The 23,702-nt window shown below is 68.9% G+C and carries 25 protein-coding genes and 1 tRNA gene; 22 read left to right on the forward strand and 4 right to left on the reverse strand.

Annotated features, from left to right (window positions below):
- Positions 1 to 34 precede the first annotated feature (34 nt).
- A tRNA-Arg gene (locus tag E0H75_RS37990) sits at positions 35 to 106 on the reverse strand.
- A gap of 224 nt (positions 107 to 330) precedes the next feature.
- Here E0H75_RS37990 and E0H75_RS37995 point away from each other — a divergent pair.
- The 12 genes from E0H75_RS37995 to prmC all read left to right on the forward strand — a co-directional run bounded on the left by E0H75_RS37995 (position 331) and on the right by prmC (position 12,782).
- The gene (locus tag E0H75_RS37995; protein ID WP_131356108.1) at positions 331 to 516 is read left to right on the forward strand and encodes a PspC domain-containing protein; all 186 of its coding nucleotides are present in this window, start codon (positions 331 to 333) and stop codon (positions 514 to 516) included.
- Between the two features lie 47 nt (positions 517 to 563).
- Positions 564 to 1,094, forward strand: a complete 531-nt coding sequence (locus E0H75_RS38000; protein ID WP_238163524.1) for a hypothetical protein — start codon at positions 564 to 566, stop codon at positions 1,092 to 1,094.
- A 93-nt stretch (positions 1,095 to 1,187) separates the two neighbouring features.
- Positions 1,188 to 1,559, forward strand: a complete 372-nt coding sequence (locus tag E0H75_RS38005; RefSeq protein ID WP_131518569.1) for a VOC family protein — start codon at positions 1,188 to 1,190, stop codon at positions 1,557 to 1,559.
- A gap of 37 nt (positions 1,560 to 1,596) precedes the next feature.
- A complete protein-coding gene (argS, locus tag E0H75_RS38010) occupies positions 1,597 to 3,255 on the forward strand; it encodes an arginine--tRNA ligase (protein WP_131518570.1) in 1,659 nt (552 codons plus the stop codon).
- The gene (gene lysA, locus E0H75_RS38015) at positions 3,252 to 4,655 is read left to right on the forward strand and encodes a diaminopimelate decarboxylase (RefSeq protein WP_131518571.1); all 1,404 of its coding nucleotides are present in this window, start codon (positions 3,252 to 3,254) and stop codon (positions 4,653 to 4,655) included. Before argS ends, lysA begins: the two co-directional genes overlap by 4 nt.
- Positions 4,652 to 5,944 carry a homoserine dehydrogenase gene (locus tag E0H75_RS38020; protein WP_131518572.1) on the forward strand — a complete coding sequence of 431 codons (1,293 nt, stop codon included), beginning with the start codon at positions 4,652 to 4,654 and terminating at the stop codon, positions 5,942 to 5,944. The genes lysA and E0H75_RS38020 overlap by 4 nt, the downstream gene beginning before the upstream one ends.
- A 4-nt stretch (positions 5,945 to 5,948) precedes the next feature.
- Positions 5,949 to 7,025 (forward strand): threonine synthase, encoded by a 1,077-nt coding sequence (gene thrC, locus E0H75_RS38025; RefSeq protein ID WP_131518573.1) that lies wholly within the window; start codon positions 5,949 to 5,951, stop codon positions 7,023 to 7,025.
- Complete coding sequence (thrB, locus tag E0H75_RS38030; RefSeq protein ID WP_131518574.1) at positions 7,025 to 7,957, forward strand: homoserine kinase; 933 nt, start codon at positions 7,025 to 7,027, stop codon at positions 7,955 to 7,957. The genes thrC and thrB overlap by 1 nt, the downstream gene beginning before the upstream one ends.
- A gap of 339 nt (positions 7,958 to 8,296) precedes the next feature.
- The gene (rho, locus tag E0H75_RS38035) at positions 8,297 to 10,393 is read left to right on the forward strand and encodes a transcription termination factor Rho (protein ID WP_131518575.1); all 2,097 of its coding nucleotides are present in this window, start codon (positions 8,297 to 8,299) and stop codon (positions 10,391 to 10,393) included.
- A gap of 109 nt (positions 10,394 to 10,502) precedes the next feature.
- Positions 10,503 to 10,709 carry a 50S ribosomal protein L31 gene (gene rpmE / locus E0H75_RS38040; RefSeq protein ID WP_130387310.1) on the forward strand — a complete coding sequence of 69 codons (207 nt, stop codon included), beginning with the start codon at positions 10,503 to 10,505 and terminating at the stop codon, positions 10,707 to 10,709.
- Between the two features lie 172 nt (positions 10,710 to 10,881).
- Positions 10,882 to 11,958, forward strand: coding sequence for a peptide chain release factor 1 (gene prfA, locus E0H75_RS38045; protein ID WP_131518576.1), 1,077 nt, complete (start codon positions 10,882 to 10,884; stop codon positions 11,956 to 11,958).
- Entirely contained in the window at positions 11,955 to 12,782 is an 828-nt protein-coding gene (prmC, locus tag E0H75_RS38050; protein ID WP_131518577.1) for a peptide chain release factor N(5)-glutamine methyltransferase, read from the forward strand. Before prfA ends, prmC begins: the two co-directional genes overlap by 4 nt.
- A gap of 2 nt (positions 12,783 to 12,784) precedes the next feature.
- Here prmC and E0H75_RS38055 read toward each other — a convergent pair whose 3' ends face one another.
- Genes E0H75_RS38055 through E0H75_RS38065 form a run of 3 tightly spaced genes read right to left on the reverse strand, consistent with a single transcriptional unit; the run spans position 12,785 to position 15,302 of the window.
- On the reverse strand, positions 12,785 to 13,747 hold the full coding sequence (locus E0H75_RS38055; RefSeq protein ID WP_131518578.1) for a hypothetical protein: 963 nt from the start codon (positions 13,745 to 13,747) through the stop codon (positions 12,785 to 12,787).
- A gap of 23 nt (positions 13,748 to 13,770) precedes the next feature.
- Positions 13,771 to 14,265: a tetratricopeptide repeat protein gene (locus tag E0H75_RS38060; protein ID WP_165554344.1), complete on the reverse strand. Its 495-nt coding sequence runs from the start codon at positions 14,263 to 14,265 to the stop codon at positions 13,771 to 13,773.
- A 23-nt stretch (positions 14,266 to 14,288) separates the two neighbouring features.
- Complete coding sequence (locus tag E0H75_RS38065; RefSeq protein ID WP_238163525.1) at positions 14,289 to 15,302, reverse strand: adenosine deaminase; 1,014 nt, start codon at positions 15,300 to 15,302, stop codon at positions 14,289 to 14,291.
- 230 nt (positions 15,303 to 15,532) lie between these two features.
- On the opposite strand from E0H75_RS38065, the gene E0H75_RS38070 reads away from it, so the two are divergent.
- The 10 genes from E0H75_RS38070 to E0H75_RS38115 all read left to right on the forward strand — a co-directional run bounded on the left by E0H75_RS38070 (position 15,533) and on the right by E0H75_RS38115 (position 23,698).
- On the forward strand, positions 15,533 to 16,354 hold the full coding sequence (locus E0H75_RS38070; protein ID WP_131518581.1) for an L-threonylcarbamoyladenylate synthase: 822 nt from the start codon (positions 15,533 to 15,535) through the stop codon (positions 16,352 to 16,354).
- Positions 16,354 to 17,472, forward strand: coding sequence for a glycosyltransferase family 4 protein (locus E0H75_RS38075; protein WP_131518582.1), 1,119 nt, complete (start codon positions 16,354 to 16,356; stop codon positions 17,470 to 17,472). The genes E0H75_RS38070 and E0H75_RS38075 overlap by 1 nt, the downstream gene beginning before the upstream one ends.
- A gap of 205 nt (positions 17,473 to 17,677) precedes the next feature.
- Positions 17,678 to 18,142 (forward strand): Cg1360 family ATP-synthase-associated protein, encoded by a 465-nt coding sequence (locus tag E0H75_RS38080; protein ID WP_131518583.1) that lies wholly within the window; start codon positions 17,678 to 17,680, stop codon positions 18,140 to 18,142.
- Between the two features lie 90 nt (positions 18,143 to 18,232).
- A complete protein-coding gene (locus E0H75_RS38085; RefSeq protein WP_131518584.1) occupies positions 18,233 to 18,448 on the forward strand; it encodes an AtpZ/AtpI family protein in 216 nt (71 codons plus the stop codon).
- Positions 18,449 to 18,545: 97 nt separating this feature from the next.
- A complete protein-coding gene (gene atpB / locus E0H75_RS38090; protein WP_131518585.1) occupies positions 18,546 to 19,328 on the forward strand; it encodes a F0F1 ATP synthase subunit A in 783 nt (260 codons plus the stop codon).
- Between the two features lie 87 nt (positions 19,329 to 19,415).
- The gene (gene atpE, locus E0H75_RS38095) at positions 19,416 to 19,640 is read left to right on the forward strand and encodes an ATP synthase F0 subunit C (RefSeq protein ID WP_131518586.1); all 225 of its coding nucleotides are present in this window, start codon (positions 19,416 to 19,418) and stop codon (positions 19,638 to 19,640) included.
- A gap of 32 nt (positions 19,641 to 19,672) precedes the next feature.
- Positions 19,673 to 20,242, forward strand: coding sequence for a F0F1 ATP synthase subunit B (locus E0H75_RS38100; protein ID WP_131518587.1), 570 nt, complete (start codon positions 19,673 to 19,675; stop codon positions 20,240 to 20,242).
- Positions 20,242 to 21,039, forward strand: coding sequence for a F0F1 ATP synthase subunit delta (locus tag E0H75_RS38105; protein WP_131518588.1), 798 nt, complete (start codon positions 20,242 to 20,244; stop codon positions 21,037 to 21,039). The genes E0H75_RS38100 and E0H75_RS38105 overlap by 1 nt, the downstream gene beginning before the upstream one ends.
- 103 nt (positions 21,040 to 21,142) lie before the next feature.
- Positions 21,143 to 22,780 carry a F0F1 ATP synthase subunit alpha gene (gene atpA / locus E0H75_RS38110; protein ID WP_131518589.1) on the forward strand — a complete coding sequence of 546 codons (1,638 nt, stop codon included), beginning with the start codon at positions 21,143 to 21,145 and terminating at the stop codon, positions 22,778 to 22,780.
- A 6-nt stretch (positions 22,781 to 22,786) separates the two neighbouring features.
- Positions 22,787 to 23,698 (forward strand): F0F1 ATP synthase subunit gamma, encoded by a 912-nt coding sequence (locus tag E0H75_RS38115; protein WP_131518590.1) that lies wholly within the window; start codon positions 22,787 to 22,789, stop codon positions 23,696 to 23,698.
- Positions 23,699 to 23,702 lie beyond the last annotated feature (4 nt).

The following is a 23,702-nucleotide window of genomic DNA, read 5'->3' on the forward strand; positions in this document are numbered from 1 at the left end:
GCATTCTGCGAGCATGGATCGCCCAGATCGTCCGCGCCCCCGGCAGGATTCGAACCTGCGCACCCGCCTCCGGAGGGCGGTGCTCTATCCCCTGAGCTACGGGGGCTCAGGAACGTCAGAACAGTAGCAGGAAACTACGTGGAGTCCCGAATCGGGTGACCGCCGGTGCGTCTCTCCCCGCGCACCGGGTACTGGCCCCAGGTGGGTCACCGAGGTGGGTGCCCGGGGCACCCTGAGCGGACCCTGGATCGGCGGTGTGGAGGGATCGACTCGGGCGGATTCGGAGTCATAGTGGAGGTAAGTCCATCTGTGGAAAGGAAATCTGAACTCATGGCTAGCACACTGGTTCGCCCGTCGAGCGGTCGCTGGATCGGCGGTGTCTGTGCCGGACTGGCCCGCAGGTTCGGTATCTCGGCCAACACGATGCGACTGATCTTCGTGGTCAGTTGTCTGCTCCCGGGCCCGCAGGTCCTGATCTATCTGGTCCTCTGGATCCTGATGCCGTCGGAGTACTGACCCCCGGCGGTCCGCACCCCCGGTGCCACATGGCAACCTGGCTCGTCATGAGAGCAGGCAGGTGGCGCCGGGCGGGTGCGACGGCGGCCGCCCTGCTCCTCATGACGAGTGTGGTCGGCGGCTGCCAGGTGGGTCCGGCGCCGCCCGGTCCGGCCGAGATCCGGACCGGTCCGCCGCCGTGGGACGCGCCGCGTGACGGGGTGTCGTACATCGACAAGGCGGGGTTCGAACGTCTCCCGCTCGATTTCTCCGGCCCGTCGCCGTACACGGTGAAGATCGCGGTCTCGGTCGACGGCAAGACGGTGCAGGTCCCGGCCGGCGTCGGCGTCGACCGGGTCCGCGCCGAGCAGGCCGCCGTACACACCCACACCGCGGACGGCCTGGTGTACGTCGAGGCCAAGACCACCGCCGAGCGCCCCACCCTCCAACAGTTCTTCACCCTCTGGGGCGTCAAGTACGACGCCAAATGCCTGGCCGACGCCTGCACCACCCTCACCGTCACCGCCAACGGCAAACCCGCCGCGTGGGACGCCGAACTCACCCCCAGCACCCGGTTCCACATCACCGCCACCCACTGACAGTGGCGACCTGAGGACATTACGTAGCTGACGCGGGCGTGCGGGTTTGTGGGGTGCGGCGTGGGGGACCGGTGGCGGGTGAAGGTTCTGAGCGTGCGCTGGGTTGGGGTGGCGACGCGTGAGTACAGGCCGATGTTCGAGTTTCTGCAGGGCGTGCTGGGGCTCGAGGTGGCGTTCGAGGAGGAGACGACGGCGGAGTTCGCGACGTCGGATGGCGACACCGTGCAGATCATGGCTCCGGGGGATCGGACCTTCGAGCTGTTCAGCCGGAACGCCACGGGTCCGGTGCCGCTCTTCGAGGTCGACGACGTGCACGCGGCCGCCGAGGAGCTCGAGCGGGCCGGGGTGGAACTGGTGGGGGCGCCGGGACAGGACGAGAACTGGGAGTGGATCAACTTCCGGGCGCCGGACGGCAACCTGTACGAGCTGGCGGCCCGTCGCCGTGTACCGGGCTGTGGATGGTGAGTCAAGGGTTTCGGGGTGGGGCCATTAGGCTGAGGCGGTGACTCCGGAACAGCTCGCTGCGAAGATCCTCCAGGCCCTGGCCGCGCTCGCCGACGACGGGACCATCACCTTCGAGGGCGGGCTGCCGCGCGAGCTGAAGGTCGAGCGGCCCAAGAACCCCGAGCACGGGGACTACGCCACCAACGTCGCCATGCAGCTGGGCAAGCGCGCCGGGCTGAACCCGCGCCAGTTCGCGGAGCTGCTGGCCGGCAAGCTGCAGGACGACGACGCGATCACCGCGGTGGAGATCGCCGGTCCCGGCTTCATCAACATCCGGGTCGCGGCGGACGCCCAGGGCAAGATCGCCCAGGCGATCCTGGACGCGGGCCCGGCGTACGGCGGTTCCGACAGCCTGCACGGCCAGACGGTGAACCTGGAGTTCATCTCGGCCAACCCGACCGGCCCGCTGCACCTCGGCCACACCCGCTGGGCCGCCGTCGGCGACGCACTGGCCCGGGTGCTGACCGCGGCCGGCGCGAAGGTCAGCCGCGAGTTCTACATCAACGACCGCGGCGCCCAGATGGACAAGTTCGGTGCCAGCCTGCAGGCCGCGGCGCTCGGCGAGCCGATCCCCGAGGACGGCTACCACGGCGAGTACATCCTGGATCTGGCCAAGCAGATCGTCGCCGAGGTCCCCGGCATCACCGAGCTGCCCGCCGACGAGCAGCTGATCGCCTTCCGCGAGGCGGGGTACGAGCGCCAGCTGAAGGAGCAGCAGGCCCAGCTCGAGCACTTCCGGACCAAGTTCGACGTCTGGTTCTCCGAGCGCAGCCTGCACGAGCAGGACGGCGTCGGCCACGCGATCGAGAAGCTCCGTGAGCAGGGCCACCTGTACGACGCGGACGACGCGCTGTGGATGCGGACGACGGACTTCACCGACGACAAGGACCGCGTCCTGATCCGCTCGAACGGCGAACCGACGTACTTCGCCTCCGACGCGGCCTACTACGTGAACAAGCGTGAGCGCGGCTTCGACGTCTGCATCTACCTGCTCGGCGCCGACCACCACGGGTACGTGAACCGCCTGAAGGCGATCGCGGCCTGCGCCGGCGACGACCCCGAGCACAACATCGAGATCCTGATCGGCCAGCTGGTGAAGATCCTCAAGGGCGGCGAGGAGATGCGGCTGTCCAAGCGGGCCGGCACCATCGTCACGCTGGCCGAGCTGGTCGAGGAGGGCGGCGTCGACCCGCTGCGGTACACGCTGTGCCGCTACCCGGCCGACTCCCCGTTGACGCTGGACATCGAGGAGATGACCCGGCAGGCCAGCGAGAACCCGGTGTACTACGTGCAGTACGCGCACGCCCGGCTCGCGTCGATCCTGCGCAACGCCGACGAGCTCGGCATCAAGCTGGACGAGTTCGAGCCGGGCCTGCTGAGCCACGAACGCGAGGGCGACCTGCTCCGCGCGCTGGCCGAGTTCCCGCGGATCGTCGCGACCGCGGCGGAGCTGCGTGAGCCGCACCGGGTCGCGCGCTACCTGGAGGACACGGCGTCGGCGTTCCACAAGTTCTACGACAGCTGCCGCGTGCTCCCGCGCGGCGATGAGGAGGTGGAGCCGGTGCACAAGGCTCGCCTGACCCTGGTCGGCGCGACCAGGACCGTGGTCGCCAACGGGCTGGACCTGCTCGGCGTGTCCGCTCCGGAGCGGATGTGAGGGCGCACGAGGCGGGGGCCCTGCACGCGCAGGCCGGTCACCGCGGACCGGCCTGGCTGAGCACCCCGCGCGATGTCAACGACCTGGTCCCGCAGCTGTGGTCGTCCACCGCGAAGAAGTCGGCCGAGGGCTCCCTGGTGATCGGCGGGGTCGACCTCCGCGACCTGGTCGCCGAGCACGGCAGCCCGGCGTACGTGCTGGACGAGGACGACTTCCGCAGCCGCGCCCGCGCGTTCAAGCACGCCTTCAAGGACTTCGACGTCTACTACGCCGGAAAAGCCTTCCTCTGTACGACGATCGTCCGCTGGGTGATGGACGAGGGCCTGAACCTGGACATCTGCAGCGGGGGAGAGCTCGCCGTCGCGCTGCGGGCCGGTGCCGACCCGAAGCGGTTGGGGTTCCACGGCAACAACAAGTCCGAGTCCGAGCTGGCCCGCGCACTGGAGGCCGGGGTCGGCCGGATCATCGTCGACTCGCAGTACGAGATCAGCCGGCTGATCGAGCTGGCCCGGGAGCGGAACAGGACCGCGCCGGTGATGATCCGGGTCACCGCCGGCGTCGAGGCGCACACCCACGAGTACATCGCGACCGCGCACGAGGACCAGAAGTTCGGTTTCTCGATCACCTCCGGTGCCGCCTTCGAAGCCGTTGCCCGGGTCAACGAAGCCCCCGAGCTGGAGCTGCTCGGCCTGCACTCGCACATCGGCTCGCAGATCTTCGACTCGTCCGGATTCGAGGTCGCCGCGAAGCGCGTGATCGCCTTGCACGCAAGGGTTTCCGACGAGCTCGGCGTGGACATGCCGGACCTCGACCTCGGTGGAGGTTTCGGTATCGCCTACACCACTCAGGACGACCCCTCCGACCCGGCACAGCTGGCCACCGAGCTGGGCAAGATCGTCGAGCACGAGTGCCGCGCCTTCGAGGTCGAGATGCCGAGGGTCTCGATCGAGCCCGGCCGCGCGATCGTCGGCCCGGCCATGTGCACGGTCTACTCGGTCGGCACGGTCAAGGAGGTCGAGCTCGACTACGGCGCCTCCCGGTCCTACGTCTCGGTCGACGGCGGGATGAGCGACAACATCCGCACCGCGCTGTACGACGCCGACTACTCCTGCACGCTCGCCAACCGCTACTCCGATGCCGAGCCGGCGCTGGCCCGCGTCGTCGGCAAGCACTGCGAGTCCGGGGACATCGTGGTCAAGGACGAGTTCCTCCCCTCGGACGTGCGGCCCGGCGACCTGATCGCCGTGCCCGGGACGGGTGCGTACTGCCGGTCGATGGCGAGCAACTACAACCACGTGCCGCGGCCACCGGTGATCGCGGTGAAGGACGGCCGAACGCGGGTCGTCGTACGCCGAGAGACCGAAGACGACCTGCTACTGCTCGACATGGGGGCGGAGTGAACGACAAACCTCTGAAGGTAGGCCTGCTCGGTTGTGGCGTGGTCGGCACCGAAGTCGTGCGGATCCTGACCGAGCAGGCGGACCATCTCGCCGCCCGGGTGGGTGCCCGGCTGGAGATCGCCGGCATCGCGGTACGGCGGGCCGGTCGCGAACGGGACATCGCCGTCGACCCGTCACTGATCACCACCGACGCGCAGGCCCTGGTGTCGCGCGGCGACCTCGACCTGGTGATCGAGGTGATCGGTGGGCTGGAGCCGGCCCGTGGGCTGATCCTGTCCGCGCTCGAGCACGGCGCCTCCGTGGTCACGGCGAACAAGGCCCTGCTCGCGGAGGACGGCCCGACGCTGTTCGCGGCCGCGGAGAAGTATCAGCGCGACCTGTACTTCGAGGCCGCCGTGGCCGGGGCGATCCCGATCCTGCGGCCGCTGCGCGAGTCGCTGGCCGGTGACGACGTGACCCGGGTGATGGGCATCGTCAACGGCACCACGAACTACATCCTGGACAAGATGGACAGCACCGGCGCCGGGTTCGACGAGGCGCTGGAGGAGGCCCAGGCGCTCGGGTACGCCGAGGCCGACCCGACCGCGGACATCGAGGGCTTCGACGCGGCCGCGAAGGCGGCACTGCTGGCGAGTTTGGCCTTCCACACCAGGGTTTCCATCGCCGACGTGCACCGCGAGGGCATCACCGATGTGACCGCGACCGACATCGCCTCGGCCCGCGAGATGGGCTGTGTGGTGAAGTCGCTGGCGATCTGTGAGCTGGACGAGACGACCGACTCGGTCAGCGCCCGGGTGTACCCGGCGATGATCCCGGCGAACCACCCGCTCGCCTCCGTCCGGGACGCGTACAACGCCGTCTTCGTGGAATCCAAGGCGGCCGGGCAGCTGATGTTCTATGGTCGTGGTGCCGGCGGCGCCCCGACGGCCAGTGCAGTCCTCGGGGATCTGGTGTCCGCTGCGCGCAACCGGCTCAAGGGCGTGCCGGGGGTCGGCGAGTCGTCGTACACCCAGCGGGCCGTGCGGCCGATGGGTGACGCGGTGACCCGCTATCACGTGTCGCTGGACGTGGCCGACAAGGCCGGTGTGCTGGCGGCAGTGGCCCACGCCTTCGCTGAGCACGACGTGTCGATCCAGACCGTCCGCCAGGAGGGCCGGGGGAGTGACGCGCAGTTGGTGGTGGTCACCCACACCGCGACCGACGCAGCGTTGTCCGCAACCGTGGAGACCCTGCGCGACATGGACATCGTTCGTGAAGTCAGCAGTGTGATGCGGGTGGAAGGCGGATAAGGGCATGGCTCAGCAGCGGCCTCATCAGTGGCAAGGCGTGATCGAGGAGTACCGGGACCGGCTGCCTGTTTCGGCGGACACTCCCGTGGTCACGCTCGGCGAGGGCGGGACGCCGCTGGTGGCCGCGCAGTGGCTGAGCGAGCAGACCGGATGCGAGGTCTGGCTCAAGGTCGAGGGCAACAACCCGACCGGCTCGTTCAAGGACCGCGGCATGACGGTCGCGATCTCACTCGCCGCGCAGGCCGGTGACAAGGCCGTCGTGTGCGCGTCGACCGGCAACACCTCGGCATCGGCGGCCGCGTACGCCGTACGGGCCGGGCTCGTCCCGCTGGTGCTGATCCCGGCCGGCCGGATCGCGAAGGGCAAGCTGGCGCAAGCGATCGTTCACGGCGCACGCCTGGTGACCATCGACGGCGGCTTCGACGACTGCCTGCGGATCGTCCGCGAGCTCGGCAAGCACTACCCGGTCGCGCTGGTGAACTCGGTGAACCCGGTCCGCCTGGAGGGCCAGAAGACCGCGGCCTTCGAGGTGTGCGACGCGCTCGGCGACGCCCCCGACCTGCATCTGCTCCCGGTCGGCAACGCGGGCAACATCGCGGCGTACTGGAAGGGCTACCAGGAGTACGCCAAGGACAAGCTGGCCTCGAAGACCCCGCAGATGTGGGGTTTCCAGGCCGAGGGCGCGGCCCCGATCGTGCGCGGCGCGATCGTCGAGAAGCCGGACACTGCCGCGACCGCGATCCGGGTCGGGAACCCGGCGTCCTGGACGCTGGCGGAGGCCGCCCGGGACGAATCCGGCGGCCGGATCGAGCTGGTCACCGACGAGCAGATCCTGACCGCACAACGTGAGCTCGCCGCCCGCGAGGGCGTGTTCGTCGAGCCTGCGTCGGCGGCCGGCGTCGCCGGATTGCTGCACGCGAAGGCGAACGGATGGCTGCAGGGCGGTTCGACCGTCGTGATCACTGTCACAGGCCACGGCCTGAAGGACATCGACACCGCGCTCGAGCACGCGAAGGTGGACGAGTCTCCGGTCACCCCCGCCGACACCGACGCCGTCGCCCGCGTCGCCGGCCTCGCCTGATGCCGGACCAGGTCCGGGTCCGGGTGCCTGCGACCAGCGCCAACCTCGGCCCGGGCTTCGACACCTTCGGCCTGGCCTTGACCCTGTACGACGACTTGGTTGTCACGCCAGCTGGATCCGGGGTGACTGTCGAGGTGACCGGATCCGGCGAGGGCGAGGTGCCGCTGGACGAGTCGCATCTGGTGGTCCGTTCGATCCGTGCCGGCCTGGAAGCGCTGGGTGTGCCGGTGCCCGGATTCACGTTGCGGTGCGAGAACCGGATCCCGCACGGCCGCGGGCTCGGGTCGTCATCGGCCGCGATCGTCGGCGGTCTCGCGGCGGCGTACGGGCTGGCCGGCGTACCGGTGGATCGCGACCGGATCGTCGTACTGGCGAACGAGATCGAAGGGCATCCGGACAATGTGGCCGCGGCCGCGCTGGGTGGATTCACGATCGCGTGGACCGAAGGGGACGTCGGCCGGGCGATCAGATTGGACCCTGTGGACGGGCTCGCCGCGGTGGCCTATGTACCGGACAATCGCGTGCTGACAAAGGAGGCGCGCGGATTGTTGCCTGGCGTTGTTTCCCACATCGATGCGTCCGCGAATGCCGGAAAAGCGGCATTGTTGGTCGCCGCGATGACAACGCGCCCGGAGTTGTTGCTGATTGCGACCGAAGACCGGCTGCATCAGGAGTACCGCGAGCCCGCGATGCCGGAAAGCCTGGCGCTGGTGCACAAGTTGCGGGGGAGCGGACTGGCCGCAATCGTCAGCGGTGCCGGCCCGACGGTCGCCGTACTGGGCCGCCCAGATGAAACCTCTGCGCCGGCAGGTAAAGCCGCAGGTCAGCCCGCATTCTTCCGCGGTACGCCGGACGCCCCGGACGGTTGGACGCGGTACGACCTGGGCATTGATCCAGTCGGCGTACAGGTCTGGTCGATGGAGTCCGGATAGCGTGCCGGGGCCGGAGCGGAATGATCGGCAATTGACACGCGTTGTACCCCTCGAGTCAGCAGAACGACCCGCAGGGGTGCTAGTCTCGACTCACCCGATCCCCTCCAGGTGGTCGGTGAACTCTCGCCACGATCCGGGCTGTGCTCCCGGCACCCTGTGTTGTGTGGCGACCCTCCAGCGGACTGATCTTGCGCCGCCTGCGCCGGAAACGTCCGGAGGGACTCAGATCGAGCGAGAGCCTCTTGATACCCACGTCGCCGTTTCGTCGGTCGTGGGTGATGATTCCGGGCGATGAGCCTTTCAGGGACACATCGTCCATCCGTGTGGGAAGGACCTCACGTGACAGAAACTGTTGAAGCCTCCAGCGGAGCCGGTACCTCACCGGCCCCGGGTACCGACGCCGCGGCCACCACCGCCACGCGTCGCCGGAAGGCCGGAGGCGGCCTCGAGGGCATGCTGCTCCCCGAGCTCAAGCAGCTCGCCGGGACGCTGGGCATCAAGGGCACCGGCGCGCTGCGCAAGGGCCAGCTGATCGAGGCGATCAAGGCCGCCCAGGCCGGTGGCTCCACGGGTGGTTCGCGCCCGAAGTCGAGCCAGCCGACCCTGGACGAGGGTGCCGCCGAGGCACCCACGGCCGACGCACCGGCCGCTCGGGCCGGGCGCGCCGAGAAGCGCGAGGGTGGCAGTCGCCGGACCCGCGCCGCGGCCGAGAAGACCGTCGGCCAGAACGGTGCCGGCCAGTCCGGTGCCGGCCAGTCCGGTGCCGGCCAGTCCGGTGCCGACCAAGCCACGGCAGCGCCGGTCGCCGTCGAGGCGCCGGCCGCGCAGGCTCCGGCGCAGGACAGCGCCGCGCAGAACGGCTCCGCCCCGGTCGAAGCGGCCGAGCCGAAGACGGCCGAGCCGAAGGCCGAGCAGGGCGGTGAGAACCGCAACCGCGACAACCGCGAGGGTGACCGCAACCGCGACCGGAACCGCGACGCCAACCGGGACGCGACCCGTGAGCGGGACAACCAGAACCGTGACGGCAACCGCGACCGCAACCGTGACAACCAGGCCCGGGACAACCAGACCCGGGGTGGGCAGGACCGCGACAACCAGCGGGACAACCAGCGGAACCGGCAGGACCAGAACGACCGCGGCGAGGAGGGCGAGGGCCGTCGCCGGCGCCGCCGGGGCCGCGACCGCGACCGCACCCGGGAGAACCAGGGCGGTCGCGACAGCAGCCGCAACCGGGGCCGCGGCGAGCGCTTCGACCCGGAGCCGACGATCAGCGAGGACGACGTCCTCGTCCCGGCCGCCGGCATCCTGGACGTGCTCGACAACTACGCGTTCGTCCGGACCAGCGGCTACCTGCCCGGCCCGAACGACGTGTACGTCGCGCTGTCGATGGTGAAGCGCTACGGCCTGCGCAAGGGTGACGCGATCACCGGTGCGGTGAAGCAGCCGCAGGAGGGTGAGCGCAAGGAGAAGTTCAACCCGCTGGTCCGGATCGACACCGTCAACGGTGCGGACCCGGAGATCGCCAAGCAGCGGCAGGACTTCAACAAGCTGACCCCGCTGTACGCGACCGAGCGGCTCCGGCTGGAGACCGAGCCCGGTGTGCTCACCACCCGGATCGTCGACATCGTCAGCCCGATCGGCAAGGGCCAGCGCGGCCTGATCGTCTCGCCGCCGAAGGCCGGTAAGACGATGGTGCTGCAGGCGCTGGCGAACGCGATCACCACGAACAACCCCGAAGTGCACCTGATGGTGGTGCTGGTGGACGAGCGGCCCGAAGAGGTCACCGACATGCAGCGCACCGTGAAGGGCGAGGTCATCGCCTCGACGTTCGACCGCCCGGCCGACGACCACACCACGGTCGCGGAGCTGGCGATCGAGCGGGCCAAGCGGCTGGTCGAGCTCGGCCACGACGTCGTCGTCCTGCTCGACTCGATCACCCGGCTCGGGCGGGCGTACAACATCGCGGCGCCGGCCAGCGGCCGGATCCTGTCCGGTGGTGTCGACTCGTCCGCGCTGTACCCGCCGAAGCGGTTCTTCGGTGCGGCCCGCAACATCGAGGACGGCGGCTCGCTGACCATCCTCGCGACCGCGCTGATCGAGACCGGCTCGAAGATGGACGAGGTGATCTTCGAGGAGTTCAAGGGCACCGGCAACATGGAGCTGCGGCTGCGCCGCGAGTTCGCCGACCGGCGCATCTTCCCGGCCATCGACGTGGTCGCCTCCGGCACCCGCCGCGAGGAACTGCTGATGAGCAAGGACGAGACCAGCGTGGTCTGGAAGCTGCGCCGGGTGCTGTCCGCACTCGACGGCCAGGCGGCCCTGGAGCTCCTGATCGGCAAGCTCAAGGAGAGCAAGTCGAACATCGAGTTCCTGCTCCAGGTCAACAAGACGACCCCGTCGGCCGGCGGCGCCCGCAGCACCGACGACGGGAACTGAGCAGCAGTCGATTACCAGTTTGCCGCCCTCGGGTGGCAAACTGGTCTGTCGGTTCCGGTTCACGTCCGCATTCGCGGGCGACCCGGGGCACCTGAACCTAGGAGATCCTTTGAAGAGCGACATCCACCCGACGTATGTGGACACCACGGTGACCTGCACCTGTGGCGCCACGTTCACCACGCGCTCGACCGCGGAGAACGGCGTGATCCACGCCGACGTGTGTTCGCAGTGTCACCCCTTCTACACCGGCAAGCAGAAGATTCTCGACACCGGTGGCCGGGTGGCCCGCTTCGAGAAGCGGTACGCCAAAAAGTAGCTGGCGAAGGCGATGGGCGAGGTGTGCCTGCGGACAGCGCAGGCCACCTCGCCTTCGCGTGTTGTGCGGCTGCGCTTCGCTTGCCGCGAGCGGGGGCTTCGCCACCCGCACCCCCTTGGCGCGGGGCTGGCGCGGTTCGGATAGCGGGGCGTTGCGAAGGGAGGAGTGCGGGATGTTCGAGGCGGTTCAGACGCTCAAGGCCGAGTACGCCGAGCTGGAGCGGCAGATGTCGGACCCGGCGCTGCACTCCGACCAGGCCAACGCCCGCCGGGTCGGCAAGCGGTACGCCGCGCTGGCGCCGGTCGTCCGCACGTACGACGAGTGGCTGCAGACCGCGGACGACATCGGAGCGGCCAAGGAACTGGCGGCCGAGGACCCCGCGTTCGCGGAGGAGGCGGCCAAGCTGACCGCTCGCCGCGAGGAGCTGGCCGAGCGCCTGCAGGTGCTGCTGGTGCCGCGGGATCCGAGCGACGACAAGGACGCGATCCTCGAGATCAAGGCCGGTGAGGGGGGCGACGAGTCGGCTCTGTTCGCCGGCGACCTGCTGAAGATGTACCTGAAGTACGCCGAGTCGCAGAACTGGAAGACCGAGGTGCTCGACTCGGCCGAGTCCGACCTGGGCGGGTACAAGTCGATCACCGTCGCGGTGAAGGCGAAGGGCACGCCGGAGCACGGTGAGGCGCCGTACGCGAAGCTGAAGTTCGAGGGTGGCGTGCACCGGGTCCAGCGGGTGCCGGTGACCGAGTCGCAGGGCCGGATCCACACCTCCGCGGCCGGCGTCCTGGTGCTGCCGGAGGCGGAGGACGTCGACGTCGAGATCGACCAGAACGATCTGCGCATCGACGTGTTCCGGTCGTCCGGTCCGGGTGGGCAGAGCGTGAACACGACCGACTCGGCCGTCCGCATCACCCACCTGCCGACCGGCATCGTGGTCTCGATGCAGAACGAGAAGTCCCAACTGCAGAACCGTGAGCAGGCGATGCGCGTCCTGCGGGCCAGGCTGCTCGCCGCCGCGCAGGAGGCGGCCGACCAGGAGGCGTCCGACGCCCGCCGGTCGCAGATCCGGACCGTCGACCGGTCCGAGCGGATCCGCACCTACAACTTCCCGGAGAACCGGTTTTCCGACCACCGCGTCGGCTACAAGGCGCATAACCTCGACCAGGTCCTCGGCGGCGACCTGGCGCCGGTGATCCAGGCGCTGACCGACGCCGACCTCGCCGCCCGGCTCGAGGCCGTCGAATCCCAGTGAGCACCAAGACCCTGGTCGCCGACGCCGCGGCCCGGCTGCGCGACGCGGGCGTCGCCTCGCCCGACTTCGACGCCGCGGAACTGCTCGCCTTCGTCACCGGCACCAGCCGGCTCAACCTCGGTGACCCGACCGAGGATCAGGTCCGCCGGTACGACGAGCTGATCGCCCGCCGCGCGCAGCGCGAACCTCTCCAGCACCTGACCGGTACGGCGGCCTTCCGCTACCGGGAACTGGCGGTTGGGCCGGGTGTCTTCGTGCCGAGGCCGGAGACCGAGGTGATGGTCGGCTGGATCCTGGACCGGCTGGCCGACGTACCCAAGCCGCTCGTCGTCGACCTGTGCTCCGGCTCCGGCGCGATCGCGGGTGCAGTCGCGACCGAACGTCCCGACAGCACGGTCCACGCGGTCGAGCTGTCACCGGAGGCCTGCGTCTGGGCCCGCCGCAACCTGGCCGGCACCGGTGCGACCCTGCACGAGGGCGACATCGACGGCTGCCTCCCGGAGTACGACGGCCAGGTGGATGCGGTGATCGCCAACCCGCCGTACATCCCGTTGACCGCTTGGGAGTCCGTCACCGCCGAGGTCCGCGACCACGACCCAGCTCTCGCCCTGTGGTCCGGCGACGACGGTCTCGACGAGATCAAGGTCGTCGCGACCACTGCGGCCCGCTTGCTCAAGCCCGGCGGTTGGTTCGCCTGCGAACACGCCGACGTACAAGGCGAATCCGCTCCGGCCGTCTTCACCGCCACCGGGTCCTTCGCCGAGGTCCGCGACCAACTGGATCTCTCCGGCCGCCATCGCTTCAGCACCGGCCGCAAGACCTAGTCCTACTCGTAGACGACGAACTCCGGGCGGGGTCTGAGAGCGAGCACCTGCGGCGGCGTCATCAGCGGACCGTGCCGCGTGTCTTCGGTGTAGAAGAGTTTGAAGCCGGCGTGCACGGCCGGTGGCAGGGTGGCCGTCAGCTTGCCCCAGGTCTCGAGCTTGTCGGCACGTGCGCCGATGCCGTCGACGGATTTGATCGTGACGACCCCGGGGTGTTTCGTCAGCGCCTTCTCGTTGCTGACGATGCGGGTGGAGAGCTGGTGGAAGACGAAGACCTTCTCCGGCAGGTTGTTCGCGCGGACCAGACCCGACAGGTACGACGCGATGCTGTCGAGCTCGGCGCCGGTCGTATGACCGAAGACGCGGCCGGGGACCTGACCGGGACCGACCGCCCACTCAGGGTCGAACGCGAGCCCGACGTCGGGTTCCTTCAGCCAGCGTTCGAGCCGCTTCACCTCGGGCAGGATCTTCGCCCGGCCCGGCTGGATGTCCAGCAGCAACAGCATCTTGTGTTTCCGCGCGACGGTCAGGTACTCGTCGATCGCCGCGTCCGCCAGCCGTCCGCGATACAGCCCGTCCTTGCCCGGCGATCCCTTCGCGACCACCGCGATGAGCTCCATCACCGGCTGCGGTGTCCGTCCGTCGGCGTACGACTTGGAGAGCTTCTCCAGCGTCGCCGTCTTCGTCTCCAGGTCCTTGTCCAGCGGCCCGAGTGCGGGTGATCCGGGCAGGCCGACGTACCCGACGAGCTGGTACTTCGGGAAGATCACGCGCCCGCCCCGCGGCAACTGGTTGCCCGCCGGGGGAGCTGGAGGTGGCGGTGGCGTCGCGGGTGCAGAGGGACTGTGCTCTGTCTTCGTCGGGGCAGGGGTAGGTGTGGAGGCGACCTTGGCGGGTGTATCGGCGCACGCGGTCGCGCCGACCAGCACGCCGGCCATCGCCAGCACCTCACAGACTCTCCGCATCGCTCCAGACAACCACGAACCGCTCAGGAACCAACCCACTCAGGCCGCCGCGCTGGTCCGGGCCAGGCCATCGGCCGCGCGGGTGATGACGGACTCCTGCCCGTCGTCGAGAGCGAGCTCGAGCGCCCGCGCGAAATGCGGCCGCGCCTGGACCGGATCGCCCTTGGCCAGCAAGGTTCCGCGAGCCGGAGATGCGCGTTCTGCTCGGACTGCCAGGAGTCGCTCTCCAACGCCGAAGCCAGCGATCTCCGGCCGACCTCCAGCGCCTCCGCGCACTGCCCCCGCCGCGTGTACGCCATACTGAGGAACGCGTACGTGTAGATCAGGCTGTAGTCAGAGCCGCGTTCGATCCCTGCCTCCTGCGCGGTCGTCAACGCGGTCACCGCCTCGTCCACGCGGTCGAGCTCGAGCAGACATTCGCCGATCCCGTTCAGTACTTCGGCCTGCACCGCTCGGTCGTCCACCTCCTGCGCCAACCGCAGCGATTCCTCGTACGCCGCCAACGGGTCGCCCGTCACGCCGCAAGGACAACGCGGAGCGATTAACCGGCTACGTACGCGTCGATCTCCTGCAGCAGGGCGTGCTTCACGGAGTCCTCGGCGAACGACACGCGCACGGCGGTCTTCGCGAGTTCGGCGACGCCGGCCTCGTCCAGCTCGAGCAGACGGGCGGCGACCGCGTACTCGTTCGTCAGGTTGGTGCCGAACATCGGCGGGTCGTCGGAGTTGATGGTGACGACCAGGCCGGCGTTGACCATCGCGCGCAGCGGGTGCTCGTCGTACGACGCGACCGCGCGGGTGGCGATGTTCGACGTCGGGCTCACCTCCAGCGGGATCCGGTGCTCACCCAGGTAATCGACCAGCGCCGGGTCCTGCATGGCCGACGTACCGTGGCCGATCCGCTCGGCCTTCAGGACCCGGACCGCATCCCAGATCGTCTCCGGACCGGTCGTCTCGCCCGCGTGCGGCACGCTGTGCAGTCCGGCAGCGAGTGCGGCCTCGAAGTGCGGCTGGAACTGCGGCCGCGGTACGCCGATCTCCGGACCGCCGAGGCCGAATCCGACCAGTCCCTCGGGCCGGATCTTGGTCGCGATCCGCAGGGTCTCGTCGGCGCCCGGCACCCCGTCCTCCCCGGAGATGTCGAAGATCCACCGCAGCGTGATCCCGAGTTCCTTCTCGGCCGCGACCCGTGCGTCCTCGATCGCCTCGCAGTACGCCTCGGGCGCGATCCCACGGACCACCGACGTGTACGGCGTACAGGTCAGCTCGGCGTACCGCAGGTTCTGTGCGGCCATCTCGCGGGCGACCTCGTAGGTCAGCAGCCGGACGTCCTCGGGCGTCTTGATCAGCTCGACGACGCTCAGGTAGACCTCGATGAACTTGGCGAAGTCGGTGAACTGGAAGTACTCGGCCAGCTCGGCCGGATCGGCCGGCACCGGCGACCCGGGGTGCCGGGCGGCGAGCTCGGCGACGATCCGCGGCGACGCCGACCCGACGTGATGGACATGCAGTTCGGCCTTCGGCAACCCGGCAAGGAACTCACGCGACGCGGTCACGGGGCCTCCAGACCTGGACTGAGGAGCGGAGGGAGCGAAGCGACTGGAGGGACGAGGGAAGGACGGGAGCCAAAGCCCCGTGACCCGTCGCGCCGGCGGCGCGACCATTCAAAACAGTCATGCCGGGATCCTAGGGAGTCGCGGCATGATCCGCTGGAAAGCTCACATTCGCTTGTCAGGATCCGCCAGGCCGTGGCCCGGCTGGAGTCGCAGGGGTCGCGGGTGGCACGATGCGGTGCGTGAGTGAGCGCTTCGACTTCACCGGCGATGAGCTGGCACCGGCCTATCGAGCGGCCGTGGACGCCATCGAGGCCGGCGACCTGGTCGTCCTTCCGACCGACACCGTCTACGGGATCGCCGCGGACGCCTTCAAGGCGGACGCCGTCCAGCGGTTGCTGGATGCCAAGGGCCGCGGCCGGGACATGCCGCCGCCGGTGCTGATCTCGGTGGTGGAGTCGCTGGACGCGCTCGCCACCGACGTCCCCGACGACGGCCGCACGCTGTGCCAGGAGTTCTGGCCCGGCCCGCTGACGGTGATCTGCCACGCGCAGACCTCGCTGATGTGGGACCTGGGGGAGACCAAGGGCACGGTCGCGCTGCGCGTGCCCGACCACGAGAACACCCGCGAACTGCTCTCCCGGACCGGTCCGCTCGCGGTCAGCTCGGCGAACAAGAGCGGCCGCCCGGCGGCGCTGGACGTGTACGACGCCGAGGAGCAACTGGAGGACACGGTCGCGGTCTACCTCGACGGCGGTACGGCGACCGGCGGGCAGCCGTCCACCATCGTCGACATCACCGGCGACACCCCTCACGTCGTACGCCTCGGTGCCCTGTCGCTGGAGCAGCTCCGGGCGATCGTCCCCGGCGTCACCAGCTACCTGGACGACGACAAGCCGGACGACGAGCCGGAAGCGAAGCCGGACGAGACCGAAGAGAAGCCAACCGAAGAACCCGTCGCGGCGTCCAACAAGGAGGACGACGAGAAGCCGCCGTCCCCAGCAAAGGACGACGCGAAGCCGTCCGACCCGGATGATGTGAGGCCTGCGGACTAGTGCGCGAGTATCTGCTGGTCCTGTTCGTGGCGATGGCCACGACCTTCCTGCTGACCGGCGTGGCCCGGCAGATCGCGCTGCGGTACGGCGCCGTCGCGAAGGTACGGGCCCGCGACGTGCACAAGGTCCCGATCCCGTACTTCGGCGGCATCTCGATCCTCGGCGGCCTGATCGCCGCGTTCGCGGTCGCGTCCAGCCTGCCGTTCCTCGGCAACAGCCTGCAGGTCGCGCACGACGCCCGGGCGATCCTGATCGGCGGCGTGGTGATCTGCGCCGTCGGCGTCGTCGACGACCTGTACGAACTGGACGCGATCACCAAACTCGCCGGCGAGGTCCTCGCGGTCGGCGTGATGGTTGTCCAGGGCATCCAGTTGTACTGGCTCCCGTTGCCCGGCGGTGTGGTGTCGCCATCGCCCGCGCAGCTCGCCGTACTGACCGCCGGCATCCTGCTGGTGTCCTGCAACGCGGTGAACTTCGTCGACGGCCTGGACGGCCTGGCCGCAGGCGTCACCGCGATCGGGGCGACGGCGTTCTTCATCTACTCCTACCTGCTGAACTTCGAGCAGAACCTCGACCGGGCGACGACCTCGACGCTGATCACGGTCGCGCTGGCCGGTGCCTGCCTCGGCTTCCTGCCGCACAACTTCTTCCCCGCCCGGGTCTTCATGGGCGACTCCGGTGCCCTGCTGATCGGCCTGATGCTCGCCGCGTCGACGATCAGCCTCACCGGCCAGATGGATCCGAACGCGGTTCCGTACGAGGTCGGCGGCTCCAGCCTGCTGCCCGCGCTGCTCCCGCTGGTCCTGCCGATCGCCGTGCTGGCGATCCCCGCGCTGGACCTGACGATGGCCTACGTACGCCGGACCAAGGCCGGCCGGTCGCCGTTCGCGGCCGACAAACTGCACCTGCACCACCGGCTGATGCAACGCGGCCACTCGCATCGTCGCGCCGTCTTGCTGATGTACCTGTGGACCGCGCTGATCGCGTACGGCGTGGTCGTCCTCGGGCTCGTCCTGTTCTGGTGGACCGCCCTGATCGTGCTGGCCGTCGCGGTCACCGCGGTCCTGCTCACCACCGGTCTGCCGAGGCGATCGCGGAAACCGCTCGCCAAGGTCTGAACCGGAACTACCAGGGACCAGACCACTCGTCGGGGTGGCCTACCGATAGGGTGTTCGTGTACAGCGGCAGGACCGCTCGTTTTGCTGACCACGCAGACTTTGTGCTAGTTTTCACAAGCACCAGCAAAGAACAGCGACACCCCTGACCCCGCCCACCCGACGGCCGAGCCGCGAGACCCGGTCGCCAGCAGGACGGAACCAGCAGATGGCTCCCTCGGCTCACAGCCCGAAAGTCGCCGGCCAGGCCACTCGGCACCCGGCGCTGGCAATGCTGCGTGGCGCTCTGATCGCCGCGCTCGTCGTCGGCGTCAACGCGGCCGCGGTGTCCACCGTCGCGGCCGGTCTTCCCGGCCTGTGGGGCGCGTTGCTCGGGTTCTTGATGGTCGTCATCTTCTCCGGCGGCGGCCTGCTAGCGCTGCACCTGTCCCGCCGTACCTCCCCAACGATGCAACTCGCTGTCGCGATGGCGTCTTACACCGGCCGGATCGCGATCTTCGGCGGCCTGCTGGCCGTCGCGCTGAGCTCGGACGGCCTGGCCCGGCACGTGAATCTGACCGTGCTCGGGATCTGTGCCGTGGTGGTCGTGATGGGCTGGATGGCCGGCGAGATCTGGGCCTGGTCGCGGCTGCGCATCCCGATCTACGACCTCGACGGCGAGGTGACCGCATGACCACCTTGGGTAACGATTCCCTTGCTGTGGTGGGGGTTACAGGAGCCGGTGTGACCGGTCGTGTCGCGGACTGGTACCTTTCGGGTGCCAATGAGCGAGCACGAGGATCCGAAGCCATCACCCGGGAATTCGGGCGACGGCTGGCGGGTCCTGTCCTACTTGATCGGCGGTGTCGTCCTGTACGGCGGCATCGGGTTCGGGTTGGATCGCCTGCTCGGCACCCAGTTCTTACTCCCGGTGGGCATCGTCCTCGGTGCCGGGCTCACCGTTTTGTTGCTGCACTTCCGGTACGGGTCGCGGTCCTGACCCACGCCGGGTCTGACGTTGTTGACCGCCATGCCCTGAGCCGCCCTGCCCTTAGCCACAAGGCGTCCGACTTGAGCACGACGCGAGAGGAGACCCGGTGATTGCCGGCGTTCCGACCGAGTTCACCCCGCCCGGTCCCGAAAGCTTCGACCTTCCGCCGATCATCGACGGCGTGAGCTGGTTCACCAAGCCTGTGCTGGTGTCCGCGCTGTCCGTCGTCGTGATCATCTGGTTCTTCTGGGGTGCGTCCCGCAAATCGGCGATCGTCCCGAGCAAGCTGCAGTTCGCCGGTGAGCTCGGGTACAACTTCGTGCGCAACTCGATCGCCCGCGACGCCATCGGCAGCGCGGAGCACATGAAGTACGTGCCCTACCTGTGCGGCCTGTTCTTCTTCATCCTGCTGAACAACGTCGCGGCCACCATCCCGCTGATCCAGTTCCCGACCTTCAGCCATATCGGCTGGGCGTACGTCGCCGCGATCATGAGCTGGGTGATCTACAACACGGTCGGCATCCGCAAGCACGGCGCGTGGGGCTACTTCAAGCACCAGACCATGCCGGCCGGGGTGCCGGTCTGGTTGATGCCGCTGATGATCCCGATCGAGTTCATCTCCAACATCGTGGTCCGGCCGATCTCGCTCAGCCTCCGTCTGTTCGCCAACATGTTCGCCGGCCACATCCTGCTGGGTGTGTTCGTACTCGGTGGCGAGTACCTGGTCTTCGAGACCGGCAACATCGCCCTGGCCGGCGTCGGCATCGTGACCTGGCTGATGGGCCTCGCGATCGCCGGTCTCGAGCTGTTCGTCCAGGTCATCCAGACTTATATCTTCGTCGTGCTGACCGCGCAGTACATCGGCAGTGCCATCTCGGAAGAGCACTGATCCGAAGAGCACTGAACCGCAGCACCCTAGACCCGTAGTAACGGAAATCCGGATAGCCGCTATCCGTACCGAAAGGAACACACTGCAATGACCGCACTCGACATTTCCGGCAACATCGCAGTACTGGGTTACGGCCTCGCCGCGATCGGCCCGGGCGTCGGCGTCGGCCTGATCTTCGCCGCCGTGATCAACGGCACCGCGCGGCAGCCGGAGGCGCAGAGCAAGCTGCAGTCGATCGCCTGGATCGGCTTCGGTGTCACCGAGGTGCTGGCGATCATCGGTATCGCGCTCGCGTTCGTCTTCCGTACCTGAGCCATTTCCCTTCTGACTGACAGGATTCAGACATGTTGACGATGGTGCTACCGCTGGCGACGGAAGGCGAGCAGCCGAACCCGCTGCTCCCGCACACCGCCGAGATCATCTTCGGCTTCGTGTTCCTGGTCCTGCTGGCCATCGCCTTCGCCAAGTTCTTCGTGCCGAGGTTCGAGAAGGCGTACGCCGATCGGACCGCGGCCATCGAAGGCGGGATGGACGCGGCCAAGCAGGCTCAGGCCGAGGCGAAGGCGGCTCTGGACAAGTACAACGCGCAGTTGGCCGAGGCCCGGCAGGAGGCTGCGAAGATCCGCGAGGACGCGCGTGAGCAGGGTGCGCAGATCATCGCGGAGATGCGTGAGCAGGCGAACGCCGAGTCCGAGCGGATCGTCACGCACGCGCGGACCCAGATCGACGCCGAGCGGGCGCAGGCCGTGGCCTCGCTGCGGGCCGAGGTCGGCACGATGGCGACCACGCTGGCCGGCCGCATCGTCGGGGAGTCGCTCGAGGACGAGGCGCGTCAGCGTCGCACCGTCGAGCGGTTCCTGGCCGACCTGGAGGCTTCGGAGTCCGCACGTCAGGCCGTCGGAACGGACGGCTGATGCGCGGCGCATCGAACGAGTCACTCGCCAAGGCCCAGGAGGCCCTGGCGAGTGTCACGGTGACCGATGAGCTCGGCACCGAGCTGTTCTCGGTGGCCAAGCTGCTGGACGGCACGGGCGCGCTCCGGCGCGCACTGACCGACCCGGCCCGGCCGCGGGAGGCCCGCGTCGCGCTGGTCCAGCAGTTGCTCGGCGGCAAGATCTCCACCCCGGCGGAGGAGGTCGTGACCGCCGCCGTGGCCGGCCGCTGGGTCAGCAGCCGCGACCTCGCGGACGCGCTGGACCAGCTCAGTGTCGAGGCCGAGGTGGCCTACGCCGACACCCGGCGCAAGCTGGACGACGTCGAGGACGAGCTGTTCCGGCTGGACCGGATCGTCGCGGTGGAGCGGGGATTGAGCGACAAGCTCAGCGACCACAACATCCCGCTCACCGCCCGGCAGCAGCTGCTCGCCGGACTGCTGCAGGGCAAGGCCGACGCCGCCACGATGCGGTTGGCCGAGCGTGCGGTGGACGGACGCGGCCGGAGCTTCGCGGCGTCGCTGCGGTCCTACCAGGTCGCCGCGGCGGCCCGGCGCAACGCCAGCATCGCCACCGTCCGGGTCGCGACCGACCTCTCCGAGGCCGAGCGCACCCGGCTGGCAGAGGCACTCGGCCGTCAGTACGGCCGGGACATCCAGCTGAACGTGATCGTCGACCCGGCCGTGGTCGGCGGCGTACGGGTGGACATCGGCGACGAAGTGATCGACGGAACCATCGCGGCCAGGCTCGACGAAGCGCAACGGCGCATCGCGGGCTGAACCCCCTTAACGACAGATGACATGGTGCTAAGGGCCTCGACCAATCACAGCAAAGCCTTTAGAGCCACAACAGGCCAGCAGGGTCAAGGAAGCAGGAAACACAATGGCTGAGCTCACGATCAGGCCGGAGGAGATCCGGGACGCCCTGGATCAGTTCGTCACCGACTACCAACCGGCCGAGGCGGCCCGCGAAGAGGTCGGCACTGTGGTCGACGCGGGTGACGGTATCGCGCACGTCGAGGGCCTGCCCTCGGCGATGACCAACGAGCTGCTCGAGTTCGAGGACGGCACCCGGGGCATCGCGCTGAACCTGGACGTCCGCGACATCGGTGTCGTCGTCCTCGGTGAGTTCGACGGGATCGACGAGGGCCAGCAGGTCCGCCGGACCGGCTCGGTGCTGTCGGTGCCGGTCGGCGAGGGCTACCTCGGCCGCGTCGTCGACCCGCTGGGCAAGCCGATCGACGGCCTCGGCGAGATCAAGGACCTCGAGGGCGACCGTGCGCTGGAGCTGCAGGCGGCCGGCGTGATGGACCGCCAGGAGGTCCGCGAGCCGCTGCAGACCGGGATCAAGGCGATCGACGGGATGATCCCGATCGGCCGTGGTCAGCGCGAGCTGATCATCGGCGACCGCAAGACCGGCAAGACGGCGATCGCGGTCGACACGATCATCAACCAGAAGGCGAACTGGGAGTCCGGCGACCCGAAGAAGCAGGTCCGCTGCATCTACGTCGCGGTCGGCCAGAAGGGCTCCACGATCGCCGCCGTCCGCGGTGCGCTCGAAGAGGCCGGCGCGATGGAGTACACCACCATCGTCGCCTCCCCGGCGTCGGACCCGGCCGGCTTCAAGTACGTCGCGCCGTACACCGGCTCGGCCATCGGCCAGCACTGGATGTACCAGGGCAAGCACGTGCTGATCGTCTTCGACGACCTGACCAAGCAGGCCGAGGCGTACCGCGCGATGTCGCTGCTGCTGCGCCGCCCGCCGGGCCGCGAGGCGTACCCGGGTGACGTCTTCTACCTGCACAGCCGTCTGCTCGAGCGCTGCGCGAAGCTGTCCGACAGGCTCGGCGCGGGTTCGATGACCGGTCTGCCGATCATCGAGACCAAGGCGAACGACGTGTCGGCCTTCATCCCGACCAACGTCATCTCGATCACCGACGGCCAGATCTTCCTGCAGTCCGACCTGTTCAACGCCAATATCCGGCCGGCCATCGACGTCGGTATCTCGGTCTCCCGGGTCGGTGGCGCCGCGCAGGTCAAGGGCATGAAGAACGTGTCCGGCTCGCTGAAGATCGACCTGGCCCAGTTCCGTGCGATGGAGGCGTTCGCGATGTTCGCCTCCGACCTCGACGCCACCTCCCGCCGCCAGCTCGACCGGGGTCAGCGGCTGGTCCAGCTGCTCCGGCAGCCGCAGTACTCGCCGTACCCGGTGGAGGAGCAGATCGTCTCCATCTGGTCCGGTACGACCGGCAAGTTCGACGAGGTCCCGGTCGACGACGTACTGCGCTTCGAGCGGGACTTCCTGGACTACCTGCGCCGGGAGAGCAAGGTGCTCGACAGCATCCGCGAATCCGGTCTGTTCGACGACGACTCGGCCCAGGCCGTGACCGAGGCGCTGAACGCGTTCAAGCCGACCTTCCAGACCTCCGAGGGCACCCTGCTGGGCACCGAGGCGGAGGCCGAGGCGATGGACGAGGCGGACGTCGAGCAGGAGCAGATCGTCCGGCAGAAGCGGGGCTGATCGACCGTGCCAGCCAATCTGCGGGAGCTACGCGATCGCAAGGCCTCGGTCTCGACGATCAAGAAGCTCACCCGGGCGATGGAGCTCATCGCGGCGTCCCGGATCGTCAAGGCGCAGCAGCGCGCCCAGGCGGCCGGTCCGTACGCGCGTGAGCTCACCCGTGCCGTGTCGGCGGTGGCGACGTTCTCGAACGTCGACCACCCGCTGACCACCGAGAAGGCCGACCCGAAGCGGGCCGCGGTGCTGCTGATCACCTCGGACCGCGGTCAGGCCGGGGCGTACTCGGCCAACGTGATCCGTGAAGGGGAGCGGCTGAACCAGATGCTGCGCGAGGACGGCAAAGACGTCGTCCCGTACCTCAGCGGCCGCAAGGGCATCGCGTTCTACACCTTCCGGCAGCGCGAGGTCGCGCAGTCGTGGAGCGGCGACTCCGATGCTCCGTCGTTCGCCCGTGCGCGGGAGATGGCGGACGCGCTGATCGAGGCCTTCCTGACTCCGACCGAGGACGGCGGTGTGGACGAGATCCACATCGTCTTCACCCGGTTCGTGTCGATGCTGACCCAGCGCGCGGACGTGATCCGGCTGCTGCCGCTGGAGGTCGTCGAGGGCGAGGAGGCGCCGGCGGCGGACGACGTGCTGCCGCTGTACGAGTTCGAGCCGTCCGCCGAAGAAGTGCTCGACGGGCTGCTGCCGAAGTACGTCGCCAGCCGGATCCACTACTGCATGCTGCAGGCGGCCGCGTCCGAACTGGCCAACCGGCAGCGGGCGATGAAGTCGGCCACAGACAACGCGCAGGACCTGATCGAGAAGCTGACGCGGGACCTCAACCAGGCCCGCCAGGCCCAAATTACCCAGGAAATCAGCGAGATCGTCGGTGGTGCCAGCGCGCTGGCCGACGCGAATGCCGGGAGCGAGTGAGAGA

This window comes from Kribbella capetownensis, assembly GCF_004331485.1.
In the GTDB taxonomy this organism is placed as follows: domain Bacteria; phylum Actinomycetota; class Actinomycetes; order Propionibacteriales; family Kribbellaceae; genus Kribbella; species Kribbella capetownensis.